The following is a 25,512-nucleotide window of genomic DNA, read 5'->3' as shown; positions in this document are numbered from 1 at the left end:
GCTAACAATACTCACTTCACCGCGAGTGCCGAGGCCCGTCCTTCCCGCCGCGCCTCGTCCAGCAGGCGGGTCAGGCGACGGCGCCGGGTGCGCCGGAGGGTGCGCTGGACGAAGAAGAGCGCCACGAGCACCACCAGCACGAAGAGCTGCGTCCAGGGCACGATCCAGGCCGTCACCTCCGCCGTCGCCGGGCTCGCCCGCGTGCCCGCCCCGGCATCGCCGAGCACCGACGGGGTGAGCACCACCGTGGTTCGCACGCGGACCAGGCCCCACACGCCGCCGATGCGGGTGTCGGCCTCGCGGCCGCCGCCGGGCAACAGCTCCCCCGTCTCCACGCCTGCGTCGCGGCGGTGCGCGCCGAACAGCTCGGCGACGGAGGCGCCGGCGCGGGCGTCGACCCGCACGTTGCCGGTGTTGACCAGCGTGTAGGTGACATGAACCGCGCCGGGGCGAAGCGGGTTCCACGAGCGCTCATAGCGGGCGGTGAGGCCCCGCGCGGCCAGGGCGGCCTGCACGCTGCCGCTGGCGCGCAGCATCACCCGGAACCCGACCCGGCTCTCGACCTGGACGGTGCCGTTGCTGCTGAGCACCGAGGCGGCGATGCCGGCCGGGTGGTCGCCCGGGGCGGCGTCGCGCGGGACGGTGATGGTGAACGGCACCACCTTGGTCTCGTTCGCGCCGACGGTGATCTGCGGCTGCACCGCGATCCAGGTGCCACCGTCCTTGGAGGGCTGGTCGGCGGGCAGCATGTTGAAGCGGCCCTTGTCGGTGAGGTAACCGTCGGCGGCCGACAGGACGAAGACCGCCGGAATCTTGCCGAGGTTGCGCACGGCCATGTGCTCGGTGACGACCTGACCCGGGTCGAGGGTGCGCTCGACCCAGCGGCGGCCGTCCGGCCCGCTCTCGGTGGCGGGCTGGACGGTCCAGGTGAGCTTGCCGGCGGGGCTCGGGCTCGGGTCCGCGACGGCTGGGGTGGGGGCGAGGGGGGCGGCCAGGACCGCGGTGAGCACCATCACCGCGGTCCGGGCCGAGCGGGACAGGATCATTACTCGAACAGCGAGATCGTCAGGGTGGCGTGGTAGGAGCCGGCCGCGACGTCGGCGGGGGTGCGCAGGAACAGGTCGGCGTTCACGTCGTACGAGCCGCCGGCCACCGCCGCCGAGTCGTACGTGGAGACCAGCAGCTCCTGGTCCTTGAGGCCGACGTTGTTGCCCGGCTGCGTCGGGTCGTCGAGCACCGTCACGACCTCCTCACCCTCGCTCACCTGGCCGGTCTCGCCGCCGTCGATCAGGCGCGGCTTCCAGCCGAGGTGGTCGGCGGTGATGGCGGGCTGCCCCGCGGTGCCGGTGAAGTTGCTGGACGTGCCGAGCACAGCCCACGCGGCCCCGGGCGGGACCTCCTCCGCGGTGCGGGTGTCGGTGACGGTGACCGTCGGCAGGGTGCCGGTGAACTGGCGCACCAGGCCGGTGGAGCCGTTCTCCGTCAGGTTCACCGCGTTGGCGGCGACGCTCAGGGCCAGGACGCCGGGCTGGTGGATCGCGGGGATGTCGACGGTCACGTTGACATCGCTGGAGTCCCCCGGGTCGGCGGCCGCGACGCCCGCGAAGGCGGTGCTACCCGCCAGCACGGCCGTGGCGGTGGCCAGGTGAAGTCGAGCGCGTGTGTTCATGCTGCTCCTAACAGGTGAGGGTGCCGTAGTCGGCGGTGATGGGGGTGGTGACGTCCTTGCCGCCGACGGTGCCGGTGGCACGGACGGTGACGGTGCCGGCCGGGATCGACCCGGCACGGACCGCGAAGGACTGGTAGGCGTTGGCGCCGGGGACGACGGCGGCGAAGGCCCGGTCGCCGTAGGCGGTCTCGACGGCGATGTCGACCGCCGAGTCGTGGTCGTTGCGGGCCTGCACGGCGAGGTACGCCTTGCCGGCGATGCAGCGCGGCTGGACGGTCACCGTGACGGGCACGGTGGCCGGGACGGTGCCGGGGTCGTCGGCGAAGACGCGCCACTCGGTGACGGCGACCGCCGAGTAGGTGGTGCCGTTGCCGTTGGCGTTGACGGTCGCCCGCAGCCGGCTGGTCGTCACCGGGGTGAACGACACGGTGTTGAACGCCGTCGTGGACGTGCCGTAGGCACCGGCGGCGGCGACGTCGAGCCAGGCGGCGCCGTCCCAGTACTGCAGCTTCCACCCGTCGGGTTCGGCGACGCCGTCGCCGGTGCCACGGTTGGAGTCCTTCCAGAACTTGAGCTCGGCGCCGGTGAGCCGGATCGGCCGCGCCCAGTCGTACTGCACCCACTGTGTCGCCGGCCGGGTGCCGGACCACGTGCCCCAGATCTGCGCCTGGGCCGGGTTGGCCGGGTCGGCGTTGTCGTTGAGCGCGGTGACGCTGTTCCAGGAGGCGGTGTACGACGCCGTCGGGGTCGCGATCGGCCCGACGTTGCCCGACATCGGACCGGACAGGTCGGCGGCGATCGTGGCCGTCCTCGCCGTCTCGAGGTTGCCGGCGTTGTCCAGCGCCCGGAACGACACCGTGTGCTTGTTCGAGTCCGGCGCCGCGATCGCCCCGGTGTACGTGGCCCACGCTCCGGTGTCGACTGCGTACTCGATACGGGCCACGCCCGAGGTGGCGTCGCTCGCCGTCACGCTGACCCTTCTCGCGGCGGCGTCGACCGTGCCCGTGCTGACGGGCGCCGTCGCGTCGATGCGCACCGGCAGCGTGGCCGCGGCCGAGGTGTTGCCGGCCCGGTCCGTCGCCGTGGCGCTCACGGTGTGCTGCCCGTCGCCGGAGACGGTGACGTCGGTGTACCGCACCGGCGACGCACTGGCCGCCGCACCACCGTCCACCTTGGACTCGATCGTCATCCGCCCGCCGCGGTCGTCGACCGCCGCGACCCGGACCTTGACCGTGGAGCGGAACCAGCCACCGGTGCCCGCGCTGCCGCTCGGGGTGAGCGTCAGGGTCGGCGCGGTCACGTCGCCGGCGGTGTCGCCGGGCGAGACCACGGTCACCGGGGCCGAGACCTGGCCGGCCGCGTAGCCGAGCACGGATCCCTTGACGGTGAACTGGTGCGGCTCGGCGACGTCGGCCGCGGTCACCGGGTCCCAGTAGACCGGCACCTGCAGCGTCTCGGCGCCGAACGTGACCGGCACCGTGCCGGGCAGATCGGTCTCGCCGACCTCCACGGTGATCGCCGGGGCGGTGACGGACGCCGGCTGCGCGGCGAGGACCTTCCACTCCTCGACGGCGACGGCCGAATAGGTGCTGCCGTTGGTCGAGGCGTCGAAGATCGCCCGCACCTGCGTGGTGGTGACCGGATCGAAGGTGGTGTTCTGGAAGCCCGCGGTCGCCGTCGGGTACCCGCTCGGGTTGGGCACGTCGGCCCACTGCCCCGTGCCGAGGTTCCAGTACTGGATCTTCCACTTGGCCGGCGCGGCGACGCCGACGCCGCTGCCCTGCGGCTGGTCGTTCCAGAAGTCGATCTGCGAGCCGCTGACCCGCATCGGCTGGTCCCAGGTGTACTGGACCCACTGCTGCGCGGGGTTGTTGCCGGTCCACGTGCCCCACATGTCCGGCGGGAGCGGGTTGGCGCGCACGATCTCGTCGTTGAGCGACTTCACCCAGTACTGCGTCGGCACGGGGTCGTTGGAGACGGTGACCTTCGCCTCCTGGGCGATGTTCGCCCGCGGGGTGCGGTCGCGCTGCTTCACCGGCGTCTGCACGACCATCTTCATCCGCGGCGGCGACTGGGTGTCGTCCCACTCCACCTTGTCGATCGCGACCGAGCGGCGGAAGTGCCCGCCGCCGACCGCGTCGGCCGTGTGGTACGTGATGTACCACTGCCCGTTGAACTGGATGATGCCCGGGTGGCTGGTGGTCGAGGACACCGGCGTGAGCACGGTGCCGCGGTAGGTCCACGGGCCGGTCGGCGAGGACGACGTCGCGTAGGCGATGCAGGCGTGGTAGTTCGCCGGGGTGCACGACGAGGTCGGGCCGGCGTTGTTGCCCGCGTACGCCAGGTAGTACGTGCCGTTGCGGGCGAACAGCCACGGCGCCTCGAAGAACCCGGTGAGGCCCGTGACGGACTTCTGGGTGCCGACCGGCGTCTTCATGTCCGGTTGGTACTCGAGCACCCGCAGCTGACCGAAGGTGCCCCAGTAGACGTAGACGTGGCCGTTCTCGACGAGGACGGTCGGGTCGATGTTCTGGATGTCGTTGGCCGCCGGCACCCGCTGCGAGATCAGCGGGCCGCCGATGTAGTCGGTCCACGGCCCGGTCGGGCTGTCTGACACGGCCAGGCCGATGGCGAACTTGTCGGCGGCGGTGCTGTTGCGCTCGCTGACCGGCAGGTACCAGTAGTAGCGCCCGTCAGGGCCCTGGACCACCTGGCCGGCGTAGGCGCGACCGGCCGTGGCCCAGCTGAACAGGGTCTCGGGGCGGGCCAGCGACGGGAAGTGGGTCCACTGTCCACTCTGGACGTCGCCGGTGCGCAGCGTGCCCCACTCGTTCATCTGGAAGTCGTTGGTGGTGGGGCCGGCCTGGTCGTGGCCGGTGTAGATGTACAACTGGTCGCCGGCGACGAGCGGGGCCGGGTCGGCCGAGTAGTAGCTGCCGTCGGCGAGGATCGGGTTGCCCTGGTGGGTGAAGGTGTATGAATCCGCGGCGTGGGCCGGACCGGCCGGGCTGACGAGCAGCCCGGCCAGCACCAGACCGGCGACCGCGATCATGCGGAGCGGTCTCAAGGTTTGCCTTCCTAGCAGCTGGAAGCGGTGTAGGGGGCAGTGATCTCCATGCTTCCGCCGGTGCCGGTGACCTTCACCGTGGCCGTCCCGGCCGCCACGGCGGCGGAGCGGGTGGTGAAGGACTGGTACGCGGTCTTGCCCGGGGCGACCCCGGCCACCGTCCGCGACCCGTACGGCGTGACCAGCTCGATGGTGAGCGTCTGGTCGTCGGCGTTGCGGACGTTGACCGACACGTACGCGGTGCCGGCGATGCACTGCGTCTTGGCCTGGACCTCGACGTGGAACTTCGGCGCCGGGTTGCCCGGCACGTCGTACACCTCCCACTCCTGCACGCCGGGTGCGCCCTTGCCCTCCTCGGTCCCGCTCGCGGTGAGCAGCGCCCGCAGCTTCGTGGTCGTGACCGCCTTGAACGTCACGGTGTTCCACTCGGTGGCGGAGGTGCCGTAGGCGCCGGGCTGCTCGACGTCGGCCCAGGTGCCGGCGCTGGTCCAGTACTGCAGCTTCCAGGTCTTCGGCGGCGCGACCCCGGCTCCGGAGTCGTCGACGTCCTGGGTGAACCAGATCCGGCTACGGTCGACGGTGACCGGCGAGGCCCAGTCCAGCTGGATCCACTGCTCGCCCACCTGCGGCCAGGTGTTCCACACGTCGGTGTTCGGCCCGACCGGCCCGGTCGGCTGGACACCGTCGTTGAGGTTGTCCGCGGTGACCCAGGCCGGGGTGTAGGACGCGGAGGCGGTGGCCGTGCGGGCCACGTTCACCGGCGCCTGACCCGCCGCGACCGGCAGCGAGCCGGTGGCGGAGGTGTTGCCGGCCTTGTCCACGGCCCGGTAGTCGACGATCGTCGCCGCCGAGCCGATCGGCACCGCGCCGTTGGCCGTCGTCCAGTCCTGGGTGACCACGCCGCCGACGGTGAGGCGGTACTGCACCGCCCCGATGCCCGACAGCGCGTCGGTGCCGGTGATGGTCACCGAGCGGCTGGCGGCGTCGAGTGCCGCCGCGGCCGTCGGCGCGGTGCGGTCGATGCCGACGGTGCGCTCGGTCACCGGCGAGACGTTGCCCGCCTTGTCGGTGGCCCGGGCCTTCACCGGCGTCGAGCCCTCCGCGGAGATGGTGACCGGTCCGGTGTACGCCTGGAAGGCCCCCGTCCCGACCGCGATCTCGAGCTTCGGCGCCGGGTCGGCGTTGTCGGTCGCCGTCGCGGTGACGGTGACGTTCGACGTCGTCCAGCCGCTGGCCGGAGCCGGGTCGGCGGCAAGGACCGCGACCGGCGGGGCGGTGTCGCTCGGGCCGCCGTCGCCGACGGTGACCGTCGCGGTGGCCGTCTTGTCGGTGCCGGCCACCTGGCCGCTCACCTCGAAGGTGCTCGCCGACGCGTACTTGGCCGGGTCGATCGCCGCCCAGGTGACCGCGATGCCGCTCTGCCGCGACCCGTCGTTGTACCCGACGGTCACCCCGGTGGGCAGCTTCGGCGCGACGCCGACCTTCGTGGCGACCGCCACCGGGTCGATCGTGTTGATCTGCACCGGGTCTGGGCCGCGCACCCACACGTGGGCGGTGGCGGTGAGCGTGGTGCCGGTGACGAAGCCGGAGACCGTGAAGTCGCCGACCGCGGCCACCTTCGCCGGGTCGATCGCGCCCCAGGCCACCGCGACCGGCAGCGTGGTGCCGTCGGCGTAGGTGACGTCCACAGTGGACGGCAGGGTGGGCACGACGCCGACCTGGGTCCGCGCGTCCACGCCCTTGACGGAGCTCGCGGCGGCGGCGAAGACCCGCCACTCGGAGACGCCGACCGCCGAGTACGCGGTGCCGGCGGCGTTGGGCAGCGCGTTGAGCGTGGCCCGCAGCCGGGTGGTGGTGACCGCGTCGAACGTCACCTGGTTGGTGCGCCCGCGCACCGCCGGGTCGAAGCCGCCCGCGTTGGTCACGTCCTGCCAGGCCGTGCCGTTCCACCACTGCAGCTTCCACGACTTGGGCACCGCGACGCCGCTGCCGCCCGTGGTGCTGTCCGACCAGAAGTCGATCGAGGCGTGGTCCACGCGCACCGCCGACGGGAAGTCGTACTGCAGCCAGCGGGTGGCCGGCTCGCTGCCGGTCCACGTGCCCCACAGGTCGGTCTGCACGCCGCCGCTGAACAGCGCGGGCTTGCCGTCGTTGACGGCGTTGACGTTGTTCCAGCCGGCCGTGAAGCTCGCCGACGCCGTCGCCGTGCTCGCCACGTTGATCTCGCCCTCGGCCAGCGCGGTCGCGTTGACCACGAGGTCCTTGGTCGAGGTCCCCTGGCCGTTGGAGACGCTCAGGCGCAGGGTGTACCGGCCGGACTTGGTGAACCGGGCCACCGTGCTCGGCGCGTTGGCCGGGTCGAAGGCAGCCGAACCGCCGTCGGGCGCGTCGACGACCGTCCATGCCGCGCTGAGCGCCGAGCCCGGGTCACCGTCGTCCTGGGCGAGGCCGATGATGCGGGCCGAGCCGGCCTGGCTGTAGGACGAGTCGAGCCACGCGTCGGCCAGCGGCGGGTTGTTCACCGCCGCTGGGGCGGCCACGCCGGTGCCGAACGCCTGGACCTCCTTGACGCCGGTCTTCGCGCCCGGCGCGTGCTGCACGGTGATGCGCAGCTTCTTCGCCTTGACCGCGGGGAACCGGACCTGGTTGAGGTTGCCGCGCGGGTACGCGGGCGCCCGGAACTCGCTCGGGACCAGCTTCCAGCCGGAGCCGTCGTCGTAGGAGACCGTGAACTGGGCCGGCGGCGCGTAGCCGGCGACCGTCGCGGTCGTGGTGGTGTTGTAGAAGTACACCCGCACGTCGTCGATCGACCGCTCGCCCTGCAGATCGATGTCGATCGAGTCGCTGGTGTTGGGCGATCCGGCGGTGCCCCAGAAGGGCTCGTTGATCGTCGTGCCGTTGACGGCGCCGGCCGGGGCGCGCCCCGCCGCCGAGAACGTCGCGGTGGCCGGGCGGCCCTGGGCGAAGTTCTCCGAGCCGGTGCTGGCCGGGGCGATGTCGGCGCCCGCCTTGGCCATCACGTCGACGACGCGGTCGCCGGCGGCGTAGGTGACGTCCTGCGGCGCCTTCACCGCGATCGCGGTGTGGGTCAGCACCTGCACGCCGGGTGCGGCCTCGACCGTGCCGGTGGCCGGGTCGTAGACCAGCTTGCCGAGCTTGTCCGCGGTGAACGCGAGCTGCCCGTCGAGGTAGACGGAGTAGCCCTCCGGGACGCCGGTGCCGTAGTACCGCGTGCCGCCGGGCGCGTCCCAGACGATGCTGAGGTCGCGGTCGCGGTAGCGGATGTTGTTGGCGGTGAAGTGGTCCCAGCCGATGTCGATCGGGTCGAGCTCCACCTTCGCGTCGGCGCGCGGGCGCAGGCCCATCGCGTCCTCGATGACGGTGAAGTTGGTGGCGCCCAGGATCGTGTGGTGGATCCAGGAGCGGTAGCCGATCGTCCCGGCCGTCGCGGAGCCGTCGGCCCAGAACTCGTTCTGGTCCGGGTACCGGTTGTCGCCGTTGTTCTGGTACTGCGCCCAGGCGTTCCAGTACAGCAGCTTCTTGTACCACTCGGCGTCGATGTAGCTCGTCGGGTAGTTGCGCAGCACCGACGACAACATCCGGAACGTCACCGTGGAGTTGATGATGGAGAAGTTGTTGCTGCCCGGGTAGCCCGCCGCCGCGGCCGCGGCCTTGTCGGCCTGGTTCGCGGTGGTGAACGGGAAGATCGGGTACTGGGAGCCGTCCGCGAACAGCCGCAGCGCCTCGACGTAGGGCTGGGTGTAGTCGGCGTCGCCCGGCTTCGGCATCAGCCCGACCGAGAACGGGTAGTAGTTGTTGATCTCCTTCCACGGCACGAGCTGGTTGCCGGAGACCAGGCGGTGCTTGAGCAGGTTGCCGTAGAGCCCCATCTGGTCCGGGGTGCTGCGGGCGGGCTCCCACAGGTACTGCAGCACGGCCGCCTTGATCCGTGCGGCGAACGCCTCCATCTCGTCGGCCTTGGCCGTGTCACCGGCGGTGCGGTACGCGGCCGCGGCGGCCTTGGCGTTGGAGTACAGGTACGCGTTCTCGGCGCGGTCCATGTAGCCGGACTTCCAGTCGAACGACACCGCGTCGGCGTCGTTGCCGGTCATGGCGCCCCAGTTGTACTCGATGAGGCCGTTGCCGTCGAAGTCGTACGCCTGCTGCAGCCCCTTCACGTCGTTCTCGGCGTACCCGGCGAGGTTGCGGGCGATCGCCTTCGGCCCGCCGTGCAGCTGGTACGAACGCCAGGCGGCCTCGGAGATGTACTCGGTGTAGGAGTTGGACCAGTTGGCCGGGTCTCCGGGGTTGTCGACGTACTTCGAGCTCTTCGACACCTCGCCGGCCGACACCCACGGGCCGTAGGAGTAGACGGGGTCACGGAAGTACTTGAGGTCGTCGACGAACATGCCGGCGGTCAGCACGATCGCGTTGTTGTAGCCGAGCACGCCCTCCATCGACGTCGGGAACTGGTAGTCGTTGCCCGGCAGGTCGGCGTCGAGGAAGTTGTACCGCATGAGCCACCAGCGGTAGAACAGCGTCTTGTCGATGTTGTTCTCGGGCGTGTCCAGGTAGGGCACGTTGTCGGCCCACCACCGGTTGTAGGCGGTGACGTGCTCCTTGTAGGCCGCGGCCGGGGTCAGGCCCCGGTAGCGGGTGTACTCCGTCTCCGCGGCCGGCTGCTCCTTGGTGATGAAGCCCAGCTGCACCTTCGTCGTCACCGCGCCGGACGCCGGCACGCTCAGGGTCTGGCGCAGCGTGCCGTCAACGGGCGCGAAGCCGTCGCCGGAGAAGCGCGGGAAGAGCGTGGTGAGCTGGTTGAACGCGCGCACGGCGCCGGTCAGCTCGCCGTTGTCGCCCGCGACGGTCTTGGCGAACGCCGAGCTCGCGGTGAGCGTGACGCTCTTGGCCGCGCCGTTGGTGCTGGCGACGTCCACCGAGGTCACCGCGACATTGGCGTCGGTGATGTACTTGGTCTCGGTGATGCGCAGCCCGCTCGCGGTGTTGTTGAAGACGGTGCGGAAGTAGCTCGGGGTCTGCTTGCGCTGGTTCACGTCCTCGGTGAGCGCGACGTCGGCGCCGTTGACGGAGGCGGTGATGGTGTACGCGCCCTGGCCGCCCGCGATCGACTCGATGTAGGCGACCTCGCCGCCGAAGCCGAGCACGTTCGGGCTGTGCGTCTTCATAAACACGGCGCGGCCGCGGCTGAAGAGGTACTGGTTCGCGTCGCCGTTCGACCCGCCCGGCTGGTTGCCGGTGCGGGCGAGCATGCGGTCGATCCAGAAGTCGTTGTCCGGGCCCGTTCCGGCGCCGGCGGTGACGTCGGCGTCGAAGATGGCCTGGAGCTGGTTGCGGGGGTGGTAGCCGGTGCGCTCGTCCGGCACGGGGTTGGCGCCGCCGGTGAACGTCGGATAGGGGGTGGCGGTGTTGGGTGCGGCCTGAGCCGGCACGGGGGTCAGGGTGGTCAGCAGCAGGCCGGCGACCGCGGCAGCGGCCGCGACGCGTGGCCGGACTGTTCTCACGAACGGGCACCTTTCTCGGTGGGGGTGAATTCGTTCGTCTTCAGGTCGGCCCGCGCGACCTCGTCCCCGTTGCGGGCGAGCACTTGCACCTGGGCCTCGTCGGAGAGCACCCAGGCGATGAAGTTCCACGCCTGGTCCGCCTTCTTCGAGTCGCGGGAGATGCCGATGCCGTCGCCGCCGTCCTTCGCGAGCACGAACGGCACCGCGTGCTTGGCGCCGTCCCTGGTCCCGGCCTGGATCGACGGCTGGTCGAGCTGAGCGGCGAAGGACAGGCGCGCGACTCGCCCGGTGATGTCCTGGTAGAGCCCGCGCCCGGTCCACCCGGGCACATCCGCCAGGCCGCCGGCGAGCAGGTCGGGCAGGGCCCCGGCCTGCGCGGCGCCGTCGATGCGAACGTTCACATCGGCGCCGTTCACCAGCGCCAGCTCGACCTGGTTGGCATGGGTCGCGTTGTACGCGTCAACGAGCAGGGTCGCCTGGACCTCGAGCTGGGACCGGGTCCACAGGACGAGCCGGCCGCCGCTGTCGGCCCCGTCGACGGGCGGCGGCGGTGCGGACTTCGGCGACCCGGAGCACCCTGCGAGGACCACGACCGCGGCGACGGCGACGAGCGTGCGACGAAGCATGAACACCTCCCTCGAAAACCTTTTCGGAAAGAGTGGCAACACGTTACGGCCATGTCAACGGTTGATTTCCGCCGTTCTACGGGTTGTTACAACTGAGACAGTCGCCGTTTGGGTCCTTACAAACCGAAACGTTTTCGGTTCGAAGCGCCCACCTGCCTGGAAGTGCTCCCACCAGCGCGATCGCCGACAAGGAACGCAAATGTATGAATGTGACGAGTTGTCGACGCCCTCCTTACCGGCAATTAGGAAAGGTCGGGCTAATCGGACGCAGCCCTGCTCCACGATGGTGGCGGTGAAGGCTGGAGAACTCGCCCGGGCGAAGCCCGGCAGCCCCGCACGCAGCGGCGATCCCGTCGCAATTCCTACCGGCTGCGCCGCGTTCCCGAGCCGGCATCCGGGTCGTCGACATGGCGGCGCGGCGCAGCCGGCCGATCAGCCGCGCAGTGCCGAACTCCCCCGGTTCGGCAGGGCGCCCGGCCCCGAGTCAGCCCGCATCGCCGCACGCCGCACGGTGATGACCATCCGGCCATGCGGCAGCGAACAGGTGGCAACAGACGCCTGGTGGACGAGCCGATGTACGGCGGGTGGTCGAGTGCCCCGGGAGTCAGCCGCGCACTGCGCCTGACATGAAACCACGAACGTAGCTGCGCTGCAGAACGAGGAACAGCACCAGACAGGGCACCGCCATGAATGTCACGCCGGCCTCCAGCGCGGCGTAGTCGATGGCGCCGAACGTGGCGGTGCGCATGTTCACCACGGTGAGCATCATGGTGAACTTGTCGGTCGAGTTGAGCAGGATCAACGGGGCGAAGAACTCGCTCCACGAGGTGAGGAAGGCGAAGAGCCCGACGGTGATGAGGCCCGGCTTCACCGCGGGCAGCATGATGCGGGTCAGCGCCCGGAAGCTGCCGCAGCCGTCGAGCAGCGCGGCCTCCTCGATCTCCTTGGGCACGGCCTCGAAGGAGTTGCGCATCATGAACACGGAGAAGGGCAGCTGGAACATGATGAGCACGAGACTCAGGCCGATGAGCGAGTCCTGCAGACCGATCCAGCCCAGCAGGACGTACAGCGCGATGAGGATGGTCGCGTAGGGCACCATGAGGATCGCGAGGGTGAGCAGGAACAGCGCGTCGCGGCCGGGAAAGGTGAACCGGCCGAACGCGTAGCCGCCGAGGGTGCTCACGACCAGGGTGCCGCCGACGGTGAGGACGCTGACGGCGACGGAGTTGAACACCTGCTCGAAGTGGATGCCGTTGTCGGCGTTGAACAGCCGTGCGTAGTTCTCCAGCCCGAACCCGCTCGGCGTGCGCACCGAGGCGAACGCGCTCCAGGCGAGCGGGAACAGGAACAGGATGGCCAGGGCGGCGCCGGTGAGCCGTCGCATGTCAGCCCTTTCTGCGCAGCATGCCGAGCTGCACCACGTTGAACAGAACCAGGACGACGAGGAGCACGACGGAGATGGCCGCGGCGGATCCGAGGTCGAGCTCGATGAAGGCCTTGCGGTAGATGATCATCACCAGCGAGGTGGTGGAGTTGTCGGGCCCGCCGCGGGTGAGGATCCAGAACTGGTCGAAGGCGAGGAGGGAGCCGGTGACCATGAGCGTGAGGACGAGGGCGAGGGTGGGGCGCATCAGCGGCACCGTGATCCGCCGGAATGTCGCCCAGCGGGAGGCGCCGTCGAGGCGGGCGGCCTCGTACACCTCGACTGGAATCGCTTGCAGGCCGGTGAGCAGAATGAGCATGTTGAACCCGGCGAAGCGCCACAGCACGAGCCCGACCGCGGAGCCCAGCGCGCTGCCGGGGCTGCCGCTGGTCCACGACACGTAGCCGTGCAGCAGACCCAGCGACTCGAGGATCCGGTTGACCGGGCCGATCTCGTCGCTGAGCAGGCCCAGAAACAGCAGGGAGGCGCTGGCGAAGCCGACCGCGGCCGGAATGAAGTACGCGGTGCGCAGCAGCCCGACACCCCGGCCCGGGTGCTGCACGAGCAGCGCCAGCCCGAAGGAGAGCCCGAAGAGCAACACCGTGACCACGACGGTGTACTTGAGGGTGAACCAGGCCGCGGTGGCGAGCAGCTCGTCGTCGGCCATGCCGGCGTAGTTCTCCGGCGCGTTGAGCTCTGGCGCGCCGAGCAACGGCCAGTGGTGCAGCGACATGTACGCCACGAGGCCGAGCGGGACGAGGAAGAACATGCCGACCATGAAGGCGGTGGGTGCGGCGTACAGGGCGCCCACCCACCGGCGGGTGCGTCGGGTGCGGGGCCGGGCGGCCGGCGGGGAGACCGCCGTCCGCTCGTCGACGAGCAGGGTCATCGGTCTCTACTTCACTTCTTCAGGGAGGCGGTGAGCGCGGTCGCGCCGTCGTCGAGGGACTTCTGGGCGTCGCCGAACAGCGCACCCCGGAACGCGGTCACCCACGGGCTCTGCGGGTCGTTGTAGGTGACGTTGAAGTTCTTCGCGTACGGCGTGCGGCCCTTGGCCATGAGATTGTTGATGGTGACGGTCCGCGGGTCGGCGGAGGAGTACTTGTTGGCGGCCAGGTCCGTGCGCACCGGCACGCCCTTGTTCTTGGCCACGACCTCCACCTGGGCCTCGTCGCCGAGGGTCCAGGCCAGGAAGTCCCACGCCTCGGCGGCGTGCTTGCTGGTGGCACCGATGCCGATCGCGTCGCCGCCGACGAACGTCGACTCACCCCCGTCGATGCCGCTGATCGGGGCGATCCCGAGCTTGAACGTCGCCTTCTCCTCGATCAGGCCGAGCCAGGCCGCCGGGCCGGGCGCGATGCCGATCTTGCCGCTCTGCAGCGCGCCGAGCCACGTCGGGCCGGCCTCGTCCTTCGACGCCGGCGCGGCCACGCCCTCGTCGTAGAGCTTGCGGTACAGCGCGAAGACGTCGGCCATCGCCTTGCCGTTGACGGTGCTCTCGGTGCCCTCGGCGTTCATCACGTCACCGCCGGAGGCCCACACCGACGGCCACAGGGTGAACACGTTGCAGCCACCGCAGTTGCCGCCGAAGTAGGTGCCGTTGACGTCGCCGCCGAGCTTGTCCACGGCGCGGGCGGCGTCGGCGAACTCCTGCAGGGTCGTCGGCGGCTTCTCCGGGTCGAGGCCGGCCTTGGCGAAGAGGTCCTTGTTGTACAGCATGACCGACATGTCGATGGTGTGCGGGACCGCGTAGTTCTTCTTGTTCCAGGTGCCGTTGCGCACGTGCGCGGGGGCGACCTTGTCCTTGACCGGCAGGGCGTTGAACTTGTCGGTGATGTCCAGCCACAGCCCCTGCGAGGCGTACTGCGGCGCGAACACCACGTCGGAGGCGAACAGGTCCGGCAAGGCCTTGGCGCCGGCGGCGGACGCGAGCTTGGCCGGATACTCCTCGTTCGGGTACGCGGTGACCTCGACCTGGTTCTTGTGGGTGGCGTTGTACGCGGCCGCGTAGGCCTTGGACTGCGATTCGGTGGCGGCCCGTGTCCACAGCTTGAGCGTGGTGCCACTGTCCGCGTCGGCCGGGGTGCCGGCCTTGGTGTCGTCACCGCACGCGGCGGCGCCCAACAGTAACGTCGCAGCGACGATGCTGCCCATCCAGCGTTTCACGATCGTTTCCTTTCCCAGGTGATCCATTGTTTGTGAGCGTTCTCAAAGTGCAAGGGGTGTCGCCGTGGAACCGCGCACGATCAGGCTCGGCGCGGAGCGGAACTCCCCGCCCCGCCGCGAGCCCGTCGAGATCTGGTCGACGAGCAGGTCCAGGCTGCGCCTGCCCAGCTCGGCGAAGTCCTGCCGGACCGTGGTGAGCGGCGGCAGGAGGTACGGGGCCTCGGGCATGTCGTCGAAGCCCACGACGCTGACGGCGTGCGGCACCGAGCGGCCGGCCTCGTACAAGGCGCGCAGGACACCGACGGCCACCTGATCGTTGGCGCAGAAGACCGCGGTCACCTCCGGCCGCTCCGCCAGGGTCCGGCCGGCGGCGTAGCCGGCCGCGGCGCTCCAGTCGCTCGTGAGGGGCGCCGGGGCCGGGCGTCCCGCGTCCTCCAGCGCTGTCCGCCAGCCGGCCATCCGCTCTCTGGCCTCCGGCCAGTTCGCCGGTCCCGCGACATGGTGGACGGTGCGATGGCCGAGTTCGAGCAGATGCCGGGTGGCCAGGGCCGCCCCGGCGGCGTTGTCGATCGCCACCATGGGGACCTCGGAGTCGTCGCCGGGCTCGGCAGTGGTGCCGCGGCCGACGATCGGCACGTCCAGGGGCACCTGCCGCAGCGCCGTCCAGGCCGCCGCGACCGGCGCGAGCGTGACGATGCCCTCGACGGCCTGCTCGCGCAGGCGCCGCACGGCGTCGCGGACCTGTGGCACGTCGGGCTCCCGGGCGCTGGCGACGCTGACGAAGTAGCCGGCCTCCCGGGCCGCCCGCTCGATGGCGTGGACCATGAACGAGGGCCCGAAGAGGGTCGTGTCGAAGGTGACGAGGCCGACCGTCTGGGACCGGTTGGTGGCCAGGGTCCGGGCCGCGATGTTGGGCTGATAGTCCAACGCCCGCATCGCGGCCAGGACCCTGGCCCGGGTCTGCGACCGGACGTTGGGGTGGTCGTTGATCACCCGCGAGACGGTCTGGTGCGAGACCCCGGCGAGGTGAGCGACGTCCCGCATCGCCGGGGGCCTTCGGGCGGTGTGCATGCTCAGCCGAACGCCTTGACCTCGATCGGCCCCGCCGAGGCCGATCGTCTGGGGCCCTTGGTCGCTGCTGGCGGAGGCATGACGGCGGCGGGAGCGGTAGTCAACGCGAGTGCCGGCCGAGACTTCCGGCGGGGGTGTGGCATCGCGTCACCTCCTTGTCAGGACGGGATGATGGGAAGCCAGACGCGCATCGTGGATGGGCCGCGGCGGGCCCAGCGGTGATACGGGACGAGCGGAACGAGGACTGGCTGCACATTCCCGGCCGGCACGGGCCGGTCACCGTACGGCCACCTGGCCTTACCCGGGTCGGCGGTGCGCCCCTTCACCGCGCTCTCCTCGGCCGCGACGCCGGTGTCGACCTGCAGCTCATCGAGGTCGACGCCGTCCTCCTGGTCGATCGACTCGGCGCACATCACGATCGGACCCGCCTCCACGGCGGCGCAGCCGCGCACCGCGTCCACGCGCGGGTCCGGGAACGTCCATCGAGGCCGCACGGACAGGTCCAGTCGGATCTGCTCGCCGGGAACGAAGACGCGGCGCTCGACCCGGGTCCCGCCACCTGCCCAGTCCGGCACCCGCAGCGTGATCGTCCGCTCCTGAGCGGGTGCTTCGGCCACGGTGACGATGACGGTGCCGTTGTCCGGGTACGCCGTGTCGACCTCGAGTCGCATGCCCGCGGCCTGGACGGTCATGGGAGCGAACTGGTGAATCTGCACACCGGCGTCGTTGCCGGACTCGGTCGCGGTCACGAAGTAGGTGCCCAGGGAGGCGACGAGCCGGGACACGTTGGTCAGGCAACAGGACACCTCGAACCACGGCGCACGCTGGCCACCGCCGAAGCGCAGCTGCTCATGCTCGGCCGAGGGAGTCTCGGGCCGGGTGCGCTGGTGCAGGGTGTGGGCGTAGAAGAAGGAGCGGCCGTCGTCGGCCACCGCGGCGGCGATCACGTTGTGCAGCACCCGATCGACGATGTCGCCGTAGCGGGTGTCGCCGGTGGCCAGCAGCAGCCGGTGGGCGAGCATGACGGTGGCCACGCCGGCGCAGGTCTCGGAGTAGGCCCGGTCCGGCGGAAGCACGAAGTCGTCGCCGAAGGACTCGTCGAGATGGCGCGAGCCCATCCCGCCGGTGATGTAGGTGCGCCGGGCGACGGTGTGGTCGAACTGCCGCACGACCGCCGCGAGCAGCTCGTCGTCGCCGGTCTCCACGGCCACGTCCACGGCGCCGCAGGCCAGGTACAGGGCGCGCACGGCGTGGCCGCCGAACGCCTCCGCCGCACGGATCGGGGTCTCGTCCTGGAAGTACCGCCATCCGAACTCGTGCTCCGGCAGGCTGCGGTGCCCGCGCCGGCCGATGAACGCGACGGCCATGTCGAGGTACCTGCGCTCGCCGGTGAGCCGATAGAGCTCGACGAGCCCGGGCTCGATCTCGGGGTGCCCGCAGAAGCCCTCCTGGGCGAAGCGCTCGCAGACGTGGTCGGCGACGCGGCGGGCGACCTGCAGCAGCTCGGGAGCGGCGCCGGTGCGGTGCGCGGCCACCGCGGCCTGCAGGAGATGACCGGCGCAGTAGAGCTCGTGACCGAAATTGAAGTCGCTGTACCGCTCCGGCTGGCCGGGCCGCCCGTAGCCGGTGTGCAGGTAGCCGTCGGCGGCCTGGGCGCCCGCGGCGAGCGCGACCAGCTCGGACAGCAGCCCGGTGTGATCGGTGCCGCCGGCCCGGCCGGTCTCCCAGCTGGCCGCCTCGGCGAGCTTGTACACCTCGGAATCGGAGAACTCACGCCCGCGGCGGCGCAGCGCAGCGTCGGGGTCGCGGAAGTTGCCCGTCCAGCCGAGACGGTCCAGCCACTCGCGGCAATGCTCAATGGTGGCGGTGCCGATGACCGCCTGACGCTTCCCCCAATACCCACCGGTGAGCTGCACCTGGTGCAGTCCGACGGGGTGCAGCTCCCCGCTCGAGGGCACAACGGGTCCTGGGACGGCCGCCACCGTCACCACCTTTCCGAAATGTTACGAAAACCTTTTCGGGAATCTTGGCAGCGCGAGACGCACCTGTCAACGGCTGTTTTGCAGCCATCGCGCAGCACCTGTCGTTGCGAGGTTCATCCACAAGCTATGCTCGCCGAAACGTTTTCGAGAGGACTGAACCGGTGGGCAGAACACGCGCGCGGGCGACCCTGACCGACGTTGCCAAGCGGGCAGGGGTCTCCGTCGCCACCGCCTCGAAGGCACTCAACTCGCGCGACGAGGTGGCCCCCGCGACCCGTCGACGGGTGCAGCAGGCCGCGGAGGAATTGGCTTTCTACCCCAACGTGTTGGCTCGGGGACTCGTCTCCGGTAACACCCGAACCATCGGTTTGCTCACTGACGAGCTGACCAGCGCCCGCTTTGCGATTCCGGTGCTGCTCGGCGCCGAGAACGCCCTGGGCAACGAACAGATGAGCGTCCTGCTGTGCGATGCCCGCGGCGATGCCATCCGCCGGCGCCACTACATTCAAACGTTGCTGGCCCGCCAGGTCGACGGGTTCATCATCCTCGGCGACGCCAACGACCTGCGCCAATCACTCACGCGCGACATCCCGATTCCGGTCGTCTATGCCTACTGCGAGTCCGACAACCCCGCCGACCTGTCTGTCATCGCCGACGACGCCGGCGGCGCCCGCCTTGCCGCCGAGCATCTCGTCGCGCTCGGCCGCAAGCGCATCGCCCACATCACCGGCGACGACACCTACCGGGCCGCCCGCGACCGAGCCGCCGCATTACGGGAGGTCCTCGACAGCGCCGGCCTGCCACTCATCGGCGATCCGCTCTTCGGCCAGTGGTCGCAACGCTGGGGACGGCACGCCGCCGCCCGGCTCCTGAGCGCACACCCCGACATCGATGCGATCTTCTGCGGCAACGACCAGATCGCCTCGGGGGCGGCCGACACCTTACGCGAACTCGGCCGCCATGTACCCGACGACGTCGCGCTGGTCGGCTACGACAACTGGGAGGTCTTCGCCACCGAGTGCCGACCCCCGCTGACCACCGTCGACCTCAACCTCGAGCAGCTGGGCGCGACCGCGGTCGGACAACTCTTCGCGATCCTGGATGGCGAGACCCGCTCTGGCGTCGTCCGTCAGCCCGGTCGCCTCGTCGTCCGAGGATCAACAGTCCCATAGACGAGCCGCACGTCCGCAACCCATCGACTACGGGCAATGCGAGGGTCATCGGAACGCCGGGATACCGGTCATCAACTGCCCCAGAACAAGGGTGTGCATCTCCACCGTTCCCTCGTAGGTCAGCACCGACTCCAGGTTGGCGGCGTGCCGGATGACCGGATACTCCAGCGAGACGCCATTGGCGCCGAGCAGGGTCCGGGCCGTCCTGCAGATGTCCAGGGCCTCTCGCACGTTGTTGAGCTTGCCGAGGCTGACCTGCGCCGGGGTCAGCACGCCGGAATCCTTGCGGCGGCCGAGATGCCAGGCGAGCAGCACGCCCTTGGCGTACTCGACGTTCATCTCGACGAGCTTGTGCTGAGTGAGCTGGAACGCGGCCAGCGGACGGCCGAACTGTTCGCGCTGGCGGGTGTAGTCCAGCGCGACCTGCAGGCAACTGCGGGCTGCCCCCATGGCTCCCCAGGTGATGCCGTACCTCGCCTCGTTCAGGCAGCTCAGGGGACCCTTCAGCCCGCGCACGTCGGGGAAGGCGAACTCGTCCGGGATCCGCACGCCGTCCAGGACCAGTTCGCTGGTCACCGAGGCCCGCAACGATCCCTTGTGCTTGATCTCCGGAGCCGAGAAGCCCGGACTGTCCGTCGGCACGGCGAAGCCTCGCACCCCTTCGTCCGTGACGGCCCACACCACGGCCACGTCGGCCACGGACCCGTTGGTGATCCACATCTTGCGCCCGTCGAGGATCCAGTCGCTCCCGTGACGGCGCGCGCGGGTGCGCATCGAACCGGGATCGGAGCCGTGATCCGGCTCGGTCAGGCCGAAGCAGCCGATCGCCTGGCCACTGGCCATGCGAGGGAGCCACTGCTGTTTGGTCTCCTCGCGGCCCCACCTCCAGATGGCGTACATGGCCAACGAGCCCTGGACCGACACCAGCGAGCGCAGCCCCGAGTCCGTCGCCTCGAGTTCGAGGCACGCCAGACCGTACGCGACGGCGCTCAGTCCGGCGCAACCGTAGCCCTCCAGGTGCATGCCCAGCAGTCCCATGTCCCCGAGCGCGACCGTCAGCTCCCGAACCTGAGGCACCCGCCCGTGCTCGTACCATTCGGCGACGTGCGGTTCGACGAGGTCGTCGCACAGGCGACGGACCGCGTCCCGGACCGCTCGCTCGTCATCGGTGAGGAAATCCTCGAGGTCGAGCAGGTCCAAGGGGTCGGGCTGGCGCGTTGCCGAAGTGGTCACGTGCTCCTCCTGGAGGCATAGGTGGTGCGGACAAGGGCGTTGTGCTCGCCCAGCCGCGGCGGTCGCCGGTACTCCCGCACCGGAGTGCGCGAGTAGGTCACGGGATGCCGGACCTGGTCCATCGCGTCGTCGCCCAGCGAGACCCGGGGTTGCAGGCCGAGCCGGGCCGCGAGCTCGAAGGCGGAACCCACGTCGCCCACCCGCCCGGCCGGTACGCCGGCGCGCTCCAGTACGCCGACCCACTCGTCGACGCCGGCACGGCGCAGCGCCGGCTCCAGCTCCCGCACCAGCTCGGCCCGGTGGGCCACCCTGGCCGGGTTGGTGCGGAACCGGTCGTCCTCCGGCAGCGTGGGCAGCCCGAGGGCCTCCGCGAGCCGCCGGAACTGGGCGTCGTTGCCGCACGCGACGGCGAGCTGCCCGTCTGCGCACTCCAGCGTCTCGTACGGGGCGATCGATGGATGCTGGTTGCCGAGACGGCCCGGAGACGTGCCGGTCGCCAGGTAGGTCGCCGCCTGGTTGGCCAGCGAGCCGAGGAGGCTCGACAGCAGGTCGACGCGCACGTGCTGGCCGCGCCCGGAGGTGGCGCGTTCGAGGAGGGCGGCCAGGATGCCCGCTACGGCGTCCTTGGAGGTCAGCACGTCGACGAGGGCGACGCCGACCTTCACCGGACGTGCCTGCGGGTCGCCGGTGATGCTCATGAGCCCGCCGACGGCCTGCACCAGGAAGTCGTACCCCGGCAGCGACGAGTCCGGGCCGAAGCCCGAGATCGAGCAGTAGACGACGCTGGGGTTGCGTTCGGCGACGGCGTCGTACCCGAGGCCGCGCGCGTCCAGGGCACCCGTGCGGAAGTTCTCCACCACGACGTCCGCGCCGGCCGCCAGGTTGACGGCGACCTCGAGATCCCGGGGGTCGTCGAGGTCGAGCTCGACACTCAGCTTGGACCGGTTGGCGGCCTCGAAGTAGGCGCTGGTCGCCGCGGTCCACGGCGGACCCCACTGGCGGGTGTCGTCCCCGACGCCCGGCCGTTCGACCTTGATCACGGTCGCGCCGAGATCGGCCAGCATGACGGTGGCGAGCGGCCCGGCGAGCACCCTGCTGAAGTCGGCCACGACGATCCCGTCGAGCACCGGCCTCATGATGCCCCGGCCCGGATCCAGTCCCCGCCGACCCGGCAGGGAATCGACCACGGGTTGCTCCGCCGCGCGACCGGCGGCAGCAGCTCGTCGCGGAATCCCTGGAAGGCGACCGGGCGGACGAAGCGTTCCAAGGCGCGAGCCCCGATCGACGTGGCCGTCGGTTGCGTCGTCGAGGGCCAGGGCCCTCCGTGCTGCTGGGCGCGTGCGAGCGGCGCCCCCGTCGTCCAGTCGTCGAGGACGACCCGCCCGACCTTGCCGCTCAGCGTCTCCAGCCATCGAACCGCCCACGGATCCTCGCCGGGTCCGGCGAACAGGGTCGCGGCCAGCGCTCCCGGCAGCTGCGTCAGCGTCGCGAGGACCTGCTCGGGCGCGTCGTACTCGGCGACCGCGACCACGGCCCCGAAGACCTCTTCCAGCAGCCTGCTCCCCGCCCGCACCTCCGCCAGCGGCGCCTCGAGGACGGCGGCGGGCGCCGACCAGCCGGGACCGTCGCCGCCGAGCTGCACGGCGACCGTGGCGCCGGCGTCCCGCATGGCCTCGACGCCGGACCGGACGCCGTCGGCGATGCGGCGGGTGAGCATCACGGGCTCGGGCGCGAGCCGCTCCAGCTCGCCCGCGACGCGGGCCGCGAGGCCGCTGCCCTTCGGGGCGAGGACGAGGCCCGGCTTGGTGCAGTATTGCCCGTGCCCGAGCGTGAAGGAGGCGACCAGCCCGCGGGCCACCTCCTCGATCCGCGTCGCACCCAGCGGTGTGACGACGACCGGGTTGACGGTGCCCATCTCGGCGAAGACCGGGATGACCACCGGCCGTTCGTTGGCCAGCCGCCACAGTGCCATCCCACCGGTCTGGGAGCCGGTGAACGCGACCGCGGCCAGGTCGGTGTGCTTGACCAGCTCGACGCCGGTCTCGAAGCCGTGGACGATGCCGAGGGCACCGTCCGGGGCTCCCGCGGCCGCGAGGGCGGCCCTGGCGAGCCCGAACAGCTTGCCGCTCACCCCGAGGTGTGCCGGGTGCGCCTTCACCACCACCGGGCACCCGGCAGCCAATGCGGACGCGGCGTCGTGGCCCAGCACCCCGAACGCGAAGGGGAAGTTGCTGGCGCCGAAGACGGCGACCGGCCCCAGTGGCACGTTCACACGGGTCAGGCTCGGGGTCTGCCCGTCGGCGGTGTCGTGCTCGACCCGCAGGAAGTAGCCGGCCGCGGCCTCGTCGGCGTAGAACCTGATCTGGGCAACGGTCCTGGTCAGCTCCCCCTGCAGCCGCGTGGTGCCCAGCGCGGTCTCCCAATCGGCCAGGCGGACGAGATCGCCTCGCGCGCCCTCGACCGCATCGGCGACCGTGTGCAGCCACCGGGCCCGGTCGCGCGGTGCCGCGCGGGACAATGTGGGAGCCGCGGCTACCGCCCGCGCCATGGTCCTCTCCAGCTCGGCGCGGCTGGTCGGGCGAGCTGTCGTGGTCGGCAGACCCGTGCGCGGGTCGTGGCTGGTCTCGGGCGACGTCGGCGTCATCGGGCCCTCACCGCCTCCTCGATCACGCTCAGTGCGTCGTCAAGAAGTTGGGGTTCGATGACGAGGGGCGGCAACAGCCGGAGCACGTTGCCGTAGGTGCCGCAGACGAGCACCAGCACGCCCTGCCGGTGGCAGGCGGCCGCGACGGCTCGGGCCGCCTCCGGGTTCGGGGTCCGGCTGCCCGGCCGCACGAACTCGACGGCCAGCATCGCGCCCCGGCCCCGCGCCTCGCCGACGCACGACTGTGGGCCGGCCAGGGCGCGCAACCGCGGGAGGGCGAGCGCCTCGATGTCGCGGGCCCGCTCGACCAGCCGCTCCTGCTCGATGACCTCCAGCGTGGCCAGTGCGGCGGCGCAGGACACCGGGTTTCCCGCGAACGTACCGCCGAGCCCACCCGGGGGCACCGCGTCCATCACCTCGGCGGATCCGGTCACCGCGGCGATGGGCATGCCGCCGCCGAGGGCCTTGGCCGTGGTGATCAGGTCCGGGACGACGCCTTCCCGGTCGCAGGCGAACATGTCACCGGTACGCCCCAGCCCGGTCTGCACCTCGTCGGCCACGAACACGATGCCGTGCCGGTCCGCCAGCTCACGGACCCGCGGAAGGTACCCGGGCGGCGGCACGATGAACCCGCCCTCGCCCTGGATCGGCTCCAGGACGATGGCGGCCACCCGATGGCCGCCGATCTGGGTCTCGACGAGGTCCCGGAGGGCTTCGGCGGCCTCCTCCGCGCAGCGCTCGGGGCCGCCCTGCCAGCGGTAGGGGTAGGGTGCGGGCGCCCGGTAGACCTCCGGTGCGAACGGCCCGAACCCGTCCTTGTAGGGCGCCACCTTCGCGGTCATGGTCATCGTCATCAGCGTCCGGCCGTGGTACGCGTTGCCGAGGACGACCACCGCAGGCCGGCCGGTGGCCACACGCGCGATCTTGACTGCGTTCTCGACGGCCTCGGCGCCGGTGGAGAACAGTGCGGTGCGCTTTTCGTGGCTTCCCGGTGTGATCCGGTTCAATGCCGCGGCGACCTCGACGAACCCGTCATACTGCGTGACCAGGAAGCAGGTGTGCGTGAACCGCTCGGCCTGTTCGCGAATCCGGCGCACGACGTGCGGATGGGACGCGCCGACGGCGGTGACGGCGATCCCGGAGGCGAGATCGACGAGGTGGTTGCCGTCCACGTCCACCACCACGGCGCCGCCGGCGCGTTCGACGAAGACCGGCATCGTCTGCCCCAGGCCCGCGGCGACGTGCGTGTCACGGGCCGCTTGCCGTTCGCGGGAGCGGGGGCCCGGAATCTCGGTCCGCAGGATTCGCCGCTGTTGCGGCAGACCTGCCGTGCCGGCGGTCGTCATGCTGCTGTCGCCTCCTGCTGCAGGTAGCGGGGTTCGGCGAAGACTCGGCGCAGCGCCGGTTCGAACGCCTCCAGGGCCAGCGCGTCGTATCCGGGATCGAAGCTCTCCTGGTCGTACAGTTCGCAGAACTCGGCGCAGTCGTCGAACCAGGGAGCGTCGCGGTACCGGTCGCGGGCGTTGCGCGCCTCCGCGGGGAGATTGGTGTAGTAGTACTGCTGGAAGATCCCGTGGTGGCGGGCGATCCACATGAGCTGCGGTCGCACGAACGGCCGCACCAATGCTCCCGCCAGCTCGCTGTGCGTGTACGGCGCGAGATTGTCCCCGACGTCGTGCACCAGCGTCATCACGACGTACTCGTCGTCACGGTCGTCCCGTAGCGCGCGGGTGGCCACCTGTAGCGAGTGTTCCAGCCGGGTCACGCGGTGGCCGCTGAATGATCCCGCCAGCTCCCGCAGCGCGCCGAGGATCCGGTCCGGCAGCCCTTCGTTGAACACGCGCTCCTGGTGGTCGAGGTAGTCGTACTCATCCGGGCCGCCGTCCTTCATCCGGACGAACTGCACGGTCATGCGGCTGCCTTCGCGGCCCTCGGCCGGCTGTCGCCGTGGGGGGTCAGCCCCTCGTCGAAGATCCTCATCCAGTTGCCGCCGACGAGCTTGTCGACCTCGGCGTCGTCGAAGCCCCGGTCCCGCAGCCCCTGCTCGAGCGCGGGGAACATCGCGGGGGTCTTGAAGAAGTCGGGCCAGGGCAGCCAGCCCTGCGCGTCCGCGGTCGCCGGGCCGAGCTGGGTCACGTGCGACCACCGGCCCTTGCGGATCCACTGGAGCTTCTCGTCGTTCCACCCGTGGCTGGCGTCGCTGCCGATGCCGACATGGTCGATGCCCATCAGGTCGACCGCGTACGCGACCATGCCGGTCCACTCCTCCAGGCCGACCGGGCCGCCGCCGGTCAGGTGGGCGTACGGTGCGACGCCGAGGACGCCGCCGCGGGCCGCGAGCTTGCGCAGCACCTCGTCGGACTTGTTCCGCGCATGGGGCCAGACCGTCGCGGGGTTCGCGTGGGTGATCGTGACCGGTCTGGCCGAGCGGTCGATGGCGTCCAGCGACGTGCGCTCCCCCACGTGCGACAGGTCGACCAGCATGCCGAGCCGGTTCATCTCCTCGATGACGTACCCGCCGAAGCGCGTCAGGCCGGCGTCCTGCGTCTCGTAGCAGCTCGCGCCGACATGGTTCTGGATGTTGTACGTGAGCTGGGCGACCCGGATGCCGAGGTCGAAGAAGACCTCCACCAGGTCGAGGTCGTCCTCGAACGACGAGGCGTTCTGGAACCCGAGCACGACCGCGACGCGCCCGCCGGCGACCACGTCGCGGATCTCCTGTCCGTCACGGGCCAGGGCGATCAGATCCTCGTTCGCGCGGAACATCCGGTTCCATGCGCCCAGCAGGTCGAGCGTGGTCCGAGCGTCCTCCCAGATGACGACCGTCGCGTGGATGCAGTCGATGCCTCCCGCACGGATCTCCAGGAAGCGTTCTCTGGTGAAGTTGCTGCTCTGCAAGCCGTCGACGACGATCCGGTTGTTGGCGTTCATGACAGG

At 70.9% G+C, this 25,512-nt stretch carries 17 protein-coding genes; 1 reads left to right on the top strand and 16 read right to left on the bottom strand.

Annotation, left to right across the window (positions count from 1 at the left end; translation table 11 throughout):
* Positions 1-11: 11 nt before the first annotated feature.
* From ABD332_RS46990 to ABD332_RS46945, 10 genes are all read right to left on the bottom strand, one after another.
* Complete coding sequence (locus ABD332_RS46990) at positions 12-1,046, bottom strand: hypothetical protein (protein ID WP_344511317.1); 1,035 nt, start codon at positions 1,044-1,046, stop codon at positions 12-14.
* Positions 1,046-1,669 carry a hypothetical protein gene (locus ABD332_RS46985; protein WP_344511315.1) on the bottom strand — a complete coding sequence of 208 codons (624 nt, stop codon included), beginning with the start codon at positions 1,667-1,669 and terminating at the stop codon, positions 1,046-1,048. The genes ABD332_RS46990 and ABD332_RS46985 overlap by 1 nt, the downstream gene beginning before the upstream one ends.
* A 7-nt stretch (positions 1,670-1,676) precedes the next feature.
* Entirely contained in the window at positions 1,677-4,736 is a 3,060-nt protein-coding gene (locus tag ABD332_RS46980; protein ID WP_344511313.1) for a family 43 glycosylhydrolase, read from the bottom strand.
* Positions 4,737-4,747: 11 nt separating this feature from the next.
* Positions 4,748-10,258, bottom strand: a complete 5,511-nt coding sequence (locus ABD332_RS46975) for an OmpL47-type beta-barrel domain-containing protein (protein WP_344511312.1) — start codon at positions 10,256-10,258, stop codon at positions 4,748-4,750.
* Positions 10,255-10,884 carry a hypothetical protein gene (locus ABD332_RS46970; protein WP_344511310.1) on the bottom strand — a complete coding sequence of 210 codons (630 nt, stop codon included), beginning with the start codon at positions 10,882-10,884 and terminating at the stop codon, positions 10,255-10,257. Before ABD332_RS46970 ends, ABD332_RS46975 begins: the two co-directional genes overlap by 4 nt.
* 604 nt (positions 10,885-11,488) lie before the next feature.
* Positions 11,489-12,268, bottom strand: coding sequence for a carbohydrate ABC transporter permease (locus ABD332_RS46965; protein WP_344511308.1), 780 nt, complete (start codon positions 12,266-12,268; stop codon positions 11,489-11,491).
* Between the two features lies 1 nt (position 12,269).
* Positions 12,270-13,196: a carbohydrate ABC transporter permease gene (locus ABD332_RS46960; protein WP_344511306.1), complete on the bottom strand. Its 927-nt coding sequence runs from the start codon at positions 13,194-13,196 to the stop codon at positions 12,270-12,272.
* A gap of 11 nt (positions 13,197-13,207) precedes the next feature.
* Entirely contained in the window at positions 13,208-14,473 is a 1,266-nt protein-coding gene (locus ABD332_RS46955; RefSeq protein WP_344511304.1) for an ABC transporter substrate-binding protein, read from the bottom strand.
* A gap of 42 nt (positions 14,474-14,515) precedes the next feature.
* Positions 14,516-15,517, bottom strand: coding sequence for a LacI family DNA-binding transcriptional regulator (locus tag ABD332_RS46950; protein ID WP_344511302.1), 1,002 nt, complete (start codon positions 15,515-15,517; stop codon positions 14,516-14,518).
* Positions 15,518-15,702: 185 nt separating this feature from the next.
* Positions 15,703-17,526, bottom strand: coding sequence for a glycoside hydrolase family 127 protein (locus ABD332_RS46945; RefSeq protein ID WP_344511300.1), 1,824 nt, complete (start codon positions 17,524-17,526; stop codon positions 15,703-15,705).
* A gap of 161 nt (positions 17,527-17,687) precedes the next feature.
* Between ABD332_RS46945 and ABD332_RS46940 the strand changes: the two genes are divergently transcribed.
* Complete coding sequence (locus ABD332_RS46940; RefSeq protein WP_344511299.1) at positions 17,688-18,698, top strand: LacI family DNA-binding transcriptional regulator; 1,011 nt, start codon at positions 17,688-17,690, stop codon at positions 18,696-18,698.
* A 45-nt stretch (positions 18,699-18,743) separates the two neighbouring features.
* Here the strand turns inward: ABD332_RS46940 and ABD332_RS46935 are convergent, their stop codons facing one another.
* From ABD332_RS46935 to ABD332_RS46910, 6 genes are read right to left on the bottom strand one after another with little or no spacing between them, the layout of a single operon-like run.
* On the bottom strand, positions 18,744-19,931 hold the full coding sequence (locus tag ABD332_RS46935; protein ID WP_344511298.1) for an acyl-CoA dehydrogenase family protein: 1,188 nt from the start codon (positions 19,929-19,931) through the stop codon (positions 18,744-18,746).
* Positions 19,928-21,067, bottom strand: a complete 1,140-nt coding sequence (locus ABD332_RS46930; protein WP_344511296.1) for a CaiB/BaiF CoA transferase family protein — start codon at positions 21,065-21,067, stop codon at positions 19,928-19,930. The genes ABD332_RS46935 and ABD332_RS46930 overlap by 4 nt, the downstream gene beginning before the upstream one ends.
* A complete protein-coding gene (locus ABD332_RS46925; RefSeq protein ID WP_344511294.1) occupies positions 21,064-22,575 on the bottom strand; it encodes an aldehyde dehydrogenase family protein in 1,512 nt (503 codons plus the stop codon). The genes ABD332_RS46930 and ABD332_RS46925 overlap by 4 nt, the downstream gene beginning before the upstream one ends.
* Positions 22,572-23,921, bottom strand: a complete 1,350-nt coding sequence (gene gabT, locus ABD332_RS46920) for a 4-aminobutyrate--2-oxoglutarate transaminase (RefSeq protein ID WP_344511292.1) — start codon at positions 23,919-23,921, stop codon at positions 22,572-22,574. The genes ABD332_RS46925 and gabT overlap by 4 nt, the downstream gene beginning before the upstream one ends.
* Positions 23,918-24,487, bottom strand: coding sequence for a phosphohydrolase (locus tag ABD332_RS46915; protein WP_344511290.1), 570 nt, complete (start codon positions 24,485-24,487; stop codon positions 23,918-23,920). The genes gabT and ABD332_RS46915 overlap by 4 nt, the downstream gene beginning before the upstream one ends.
* On the bottom strand, positions 24,484-25,506 hold the full coding sequence (locus tag ABD332_RS46910; protein WP_344511288.1) for a membrane dipeptidase: 1,023 nt from the start codon (positions 25,504-25,506) through the stop codon (positions 24,484-24,486). The genes ABD332_RS46915 and ABD332_RS46910 overlap by 4 nt, the downstream gene beginning before the upstream one ends.
* Positions 25,507-25,512: the final 6 nt, after the last annotated feature.

The organism is Dactylosporangium maewongense, assembly GCF_039531485.1.
Classification (GTDB): domain Bacteria; phylum Actinomycetota; class Actinomycetes; order Mycobacteriales; family Micromonosporaceae; genus Dactylosporangium; species Dactylosporangium maewongense.
The sequence above is the reverse complement of the archived record's forward strand: the minus strand, read 5'-3'. Positions and strand labels throughout refer to the sequence as shown.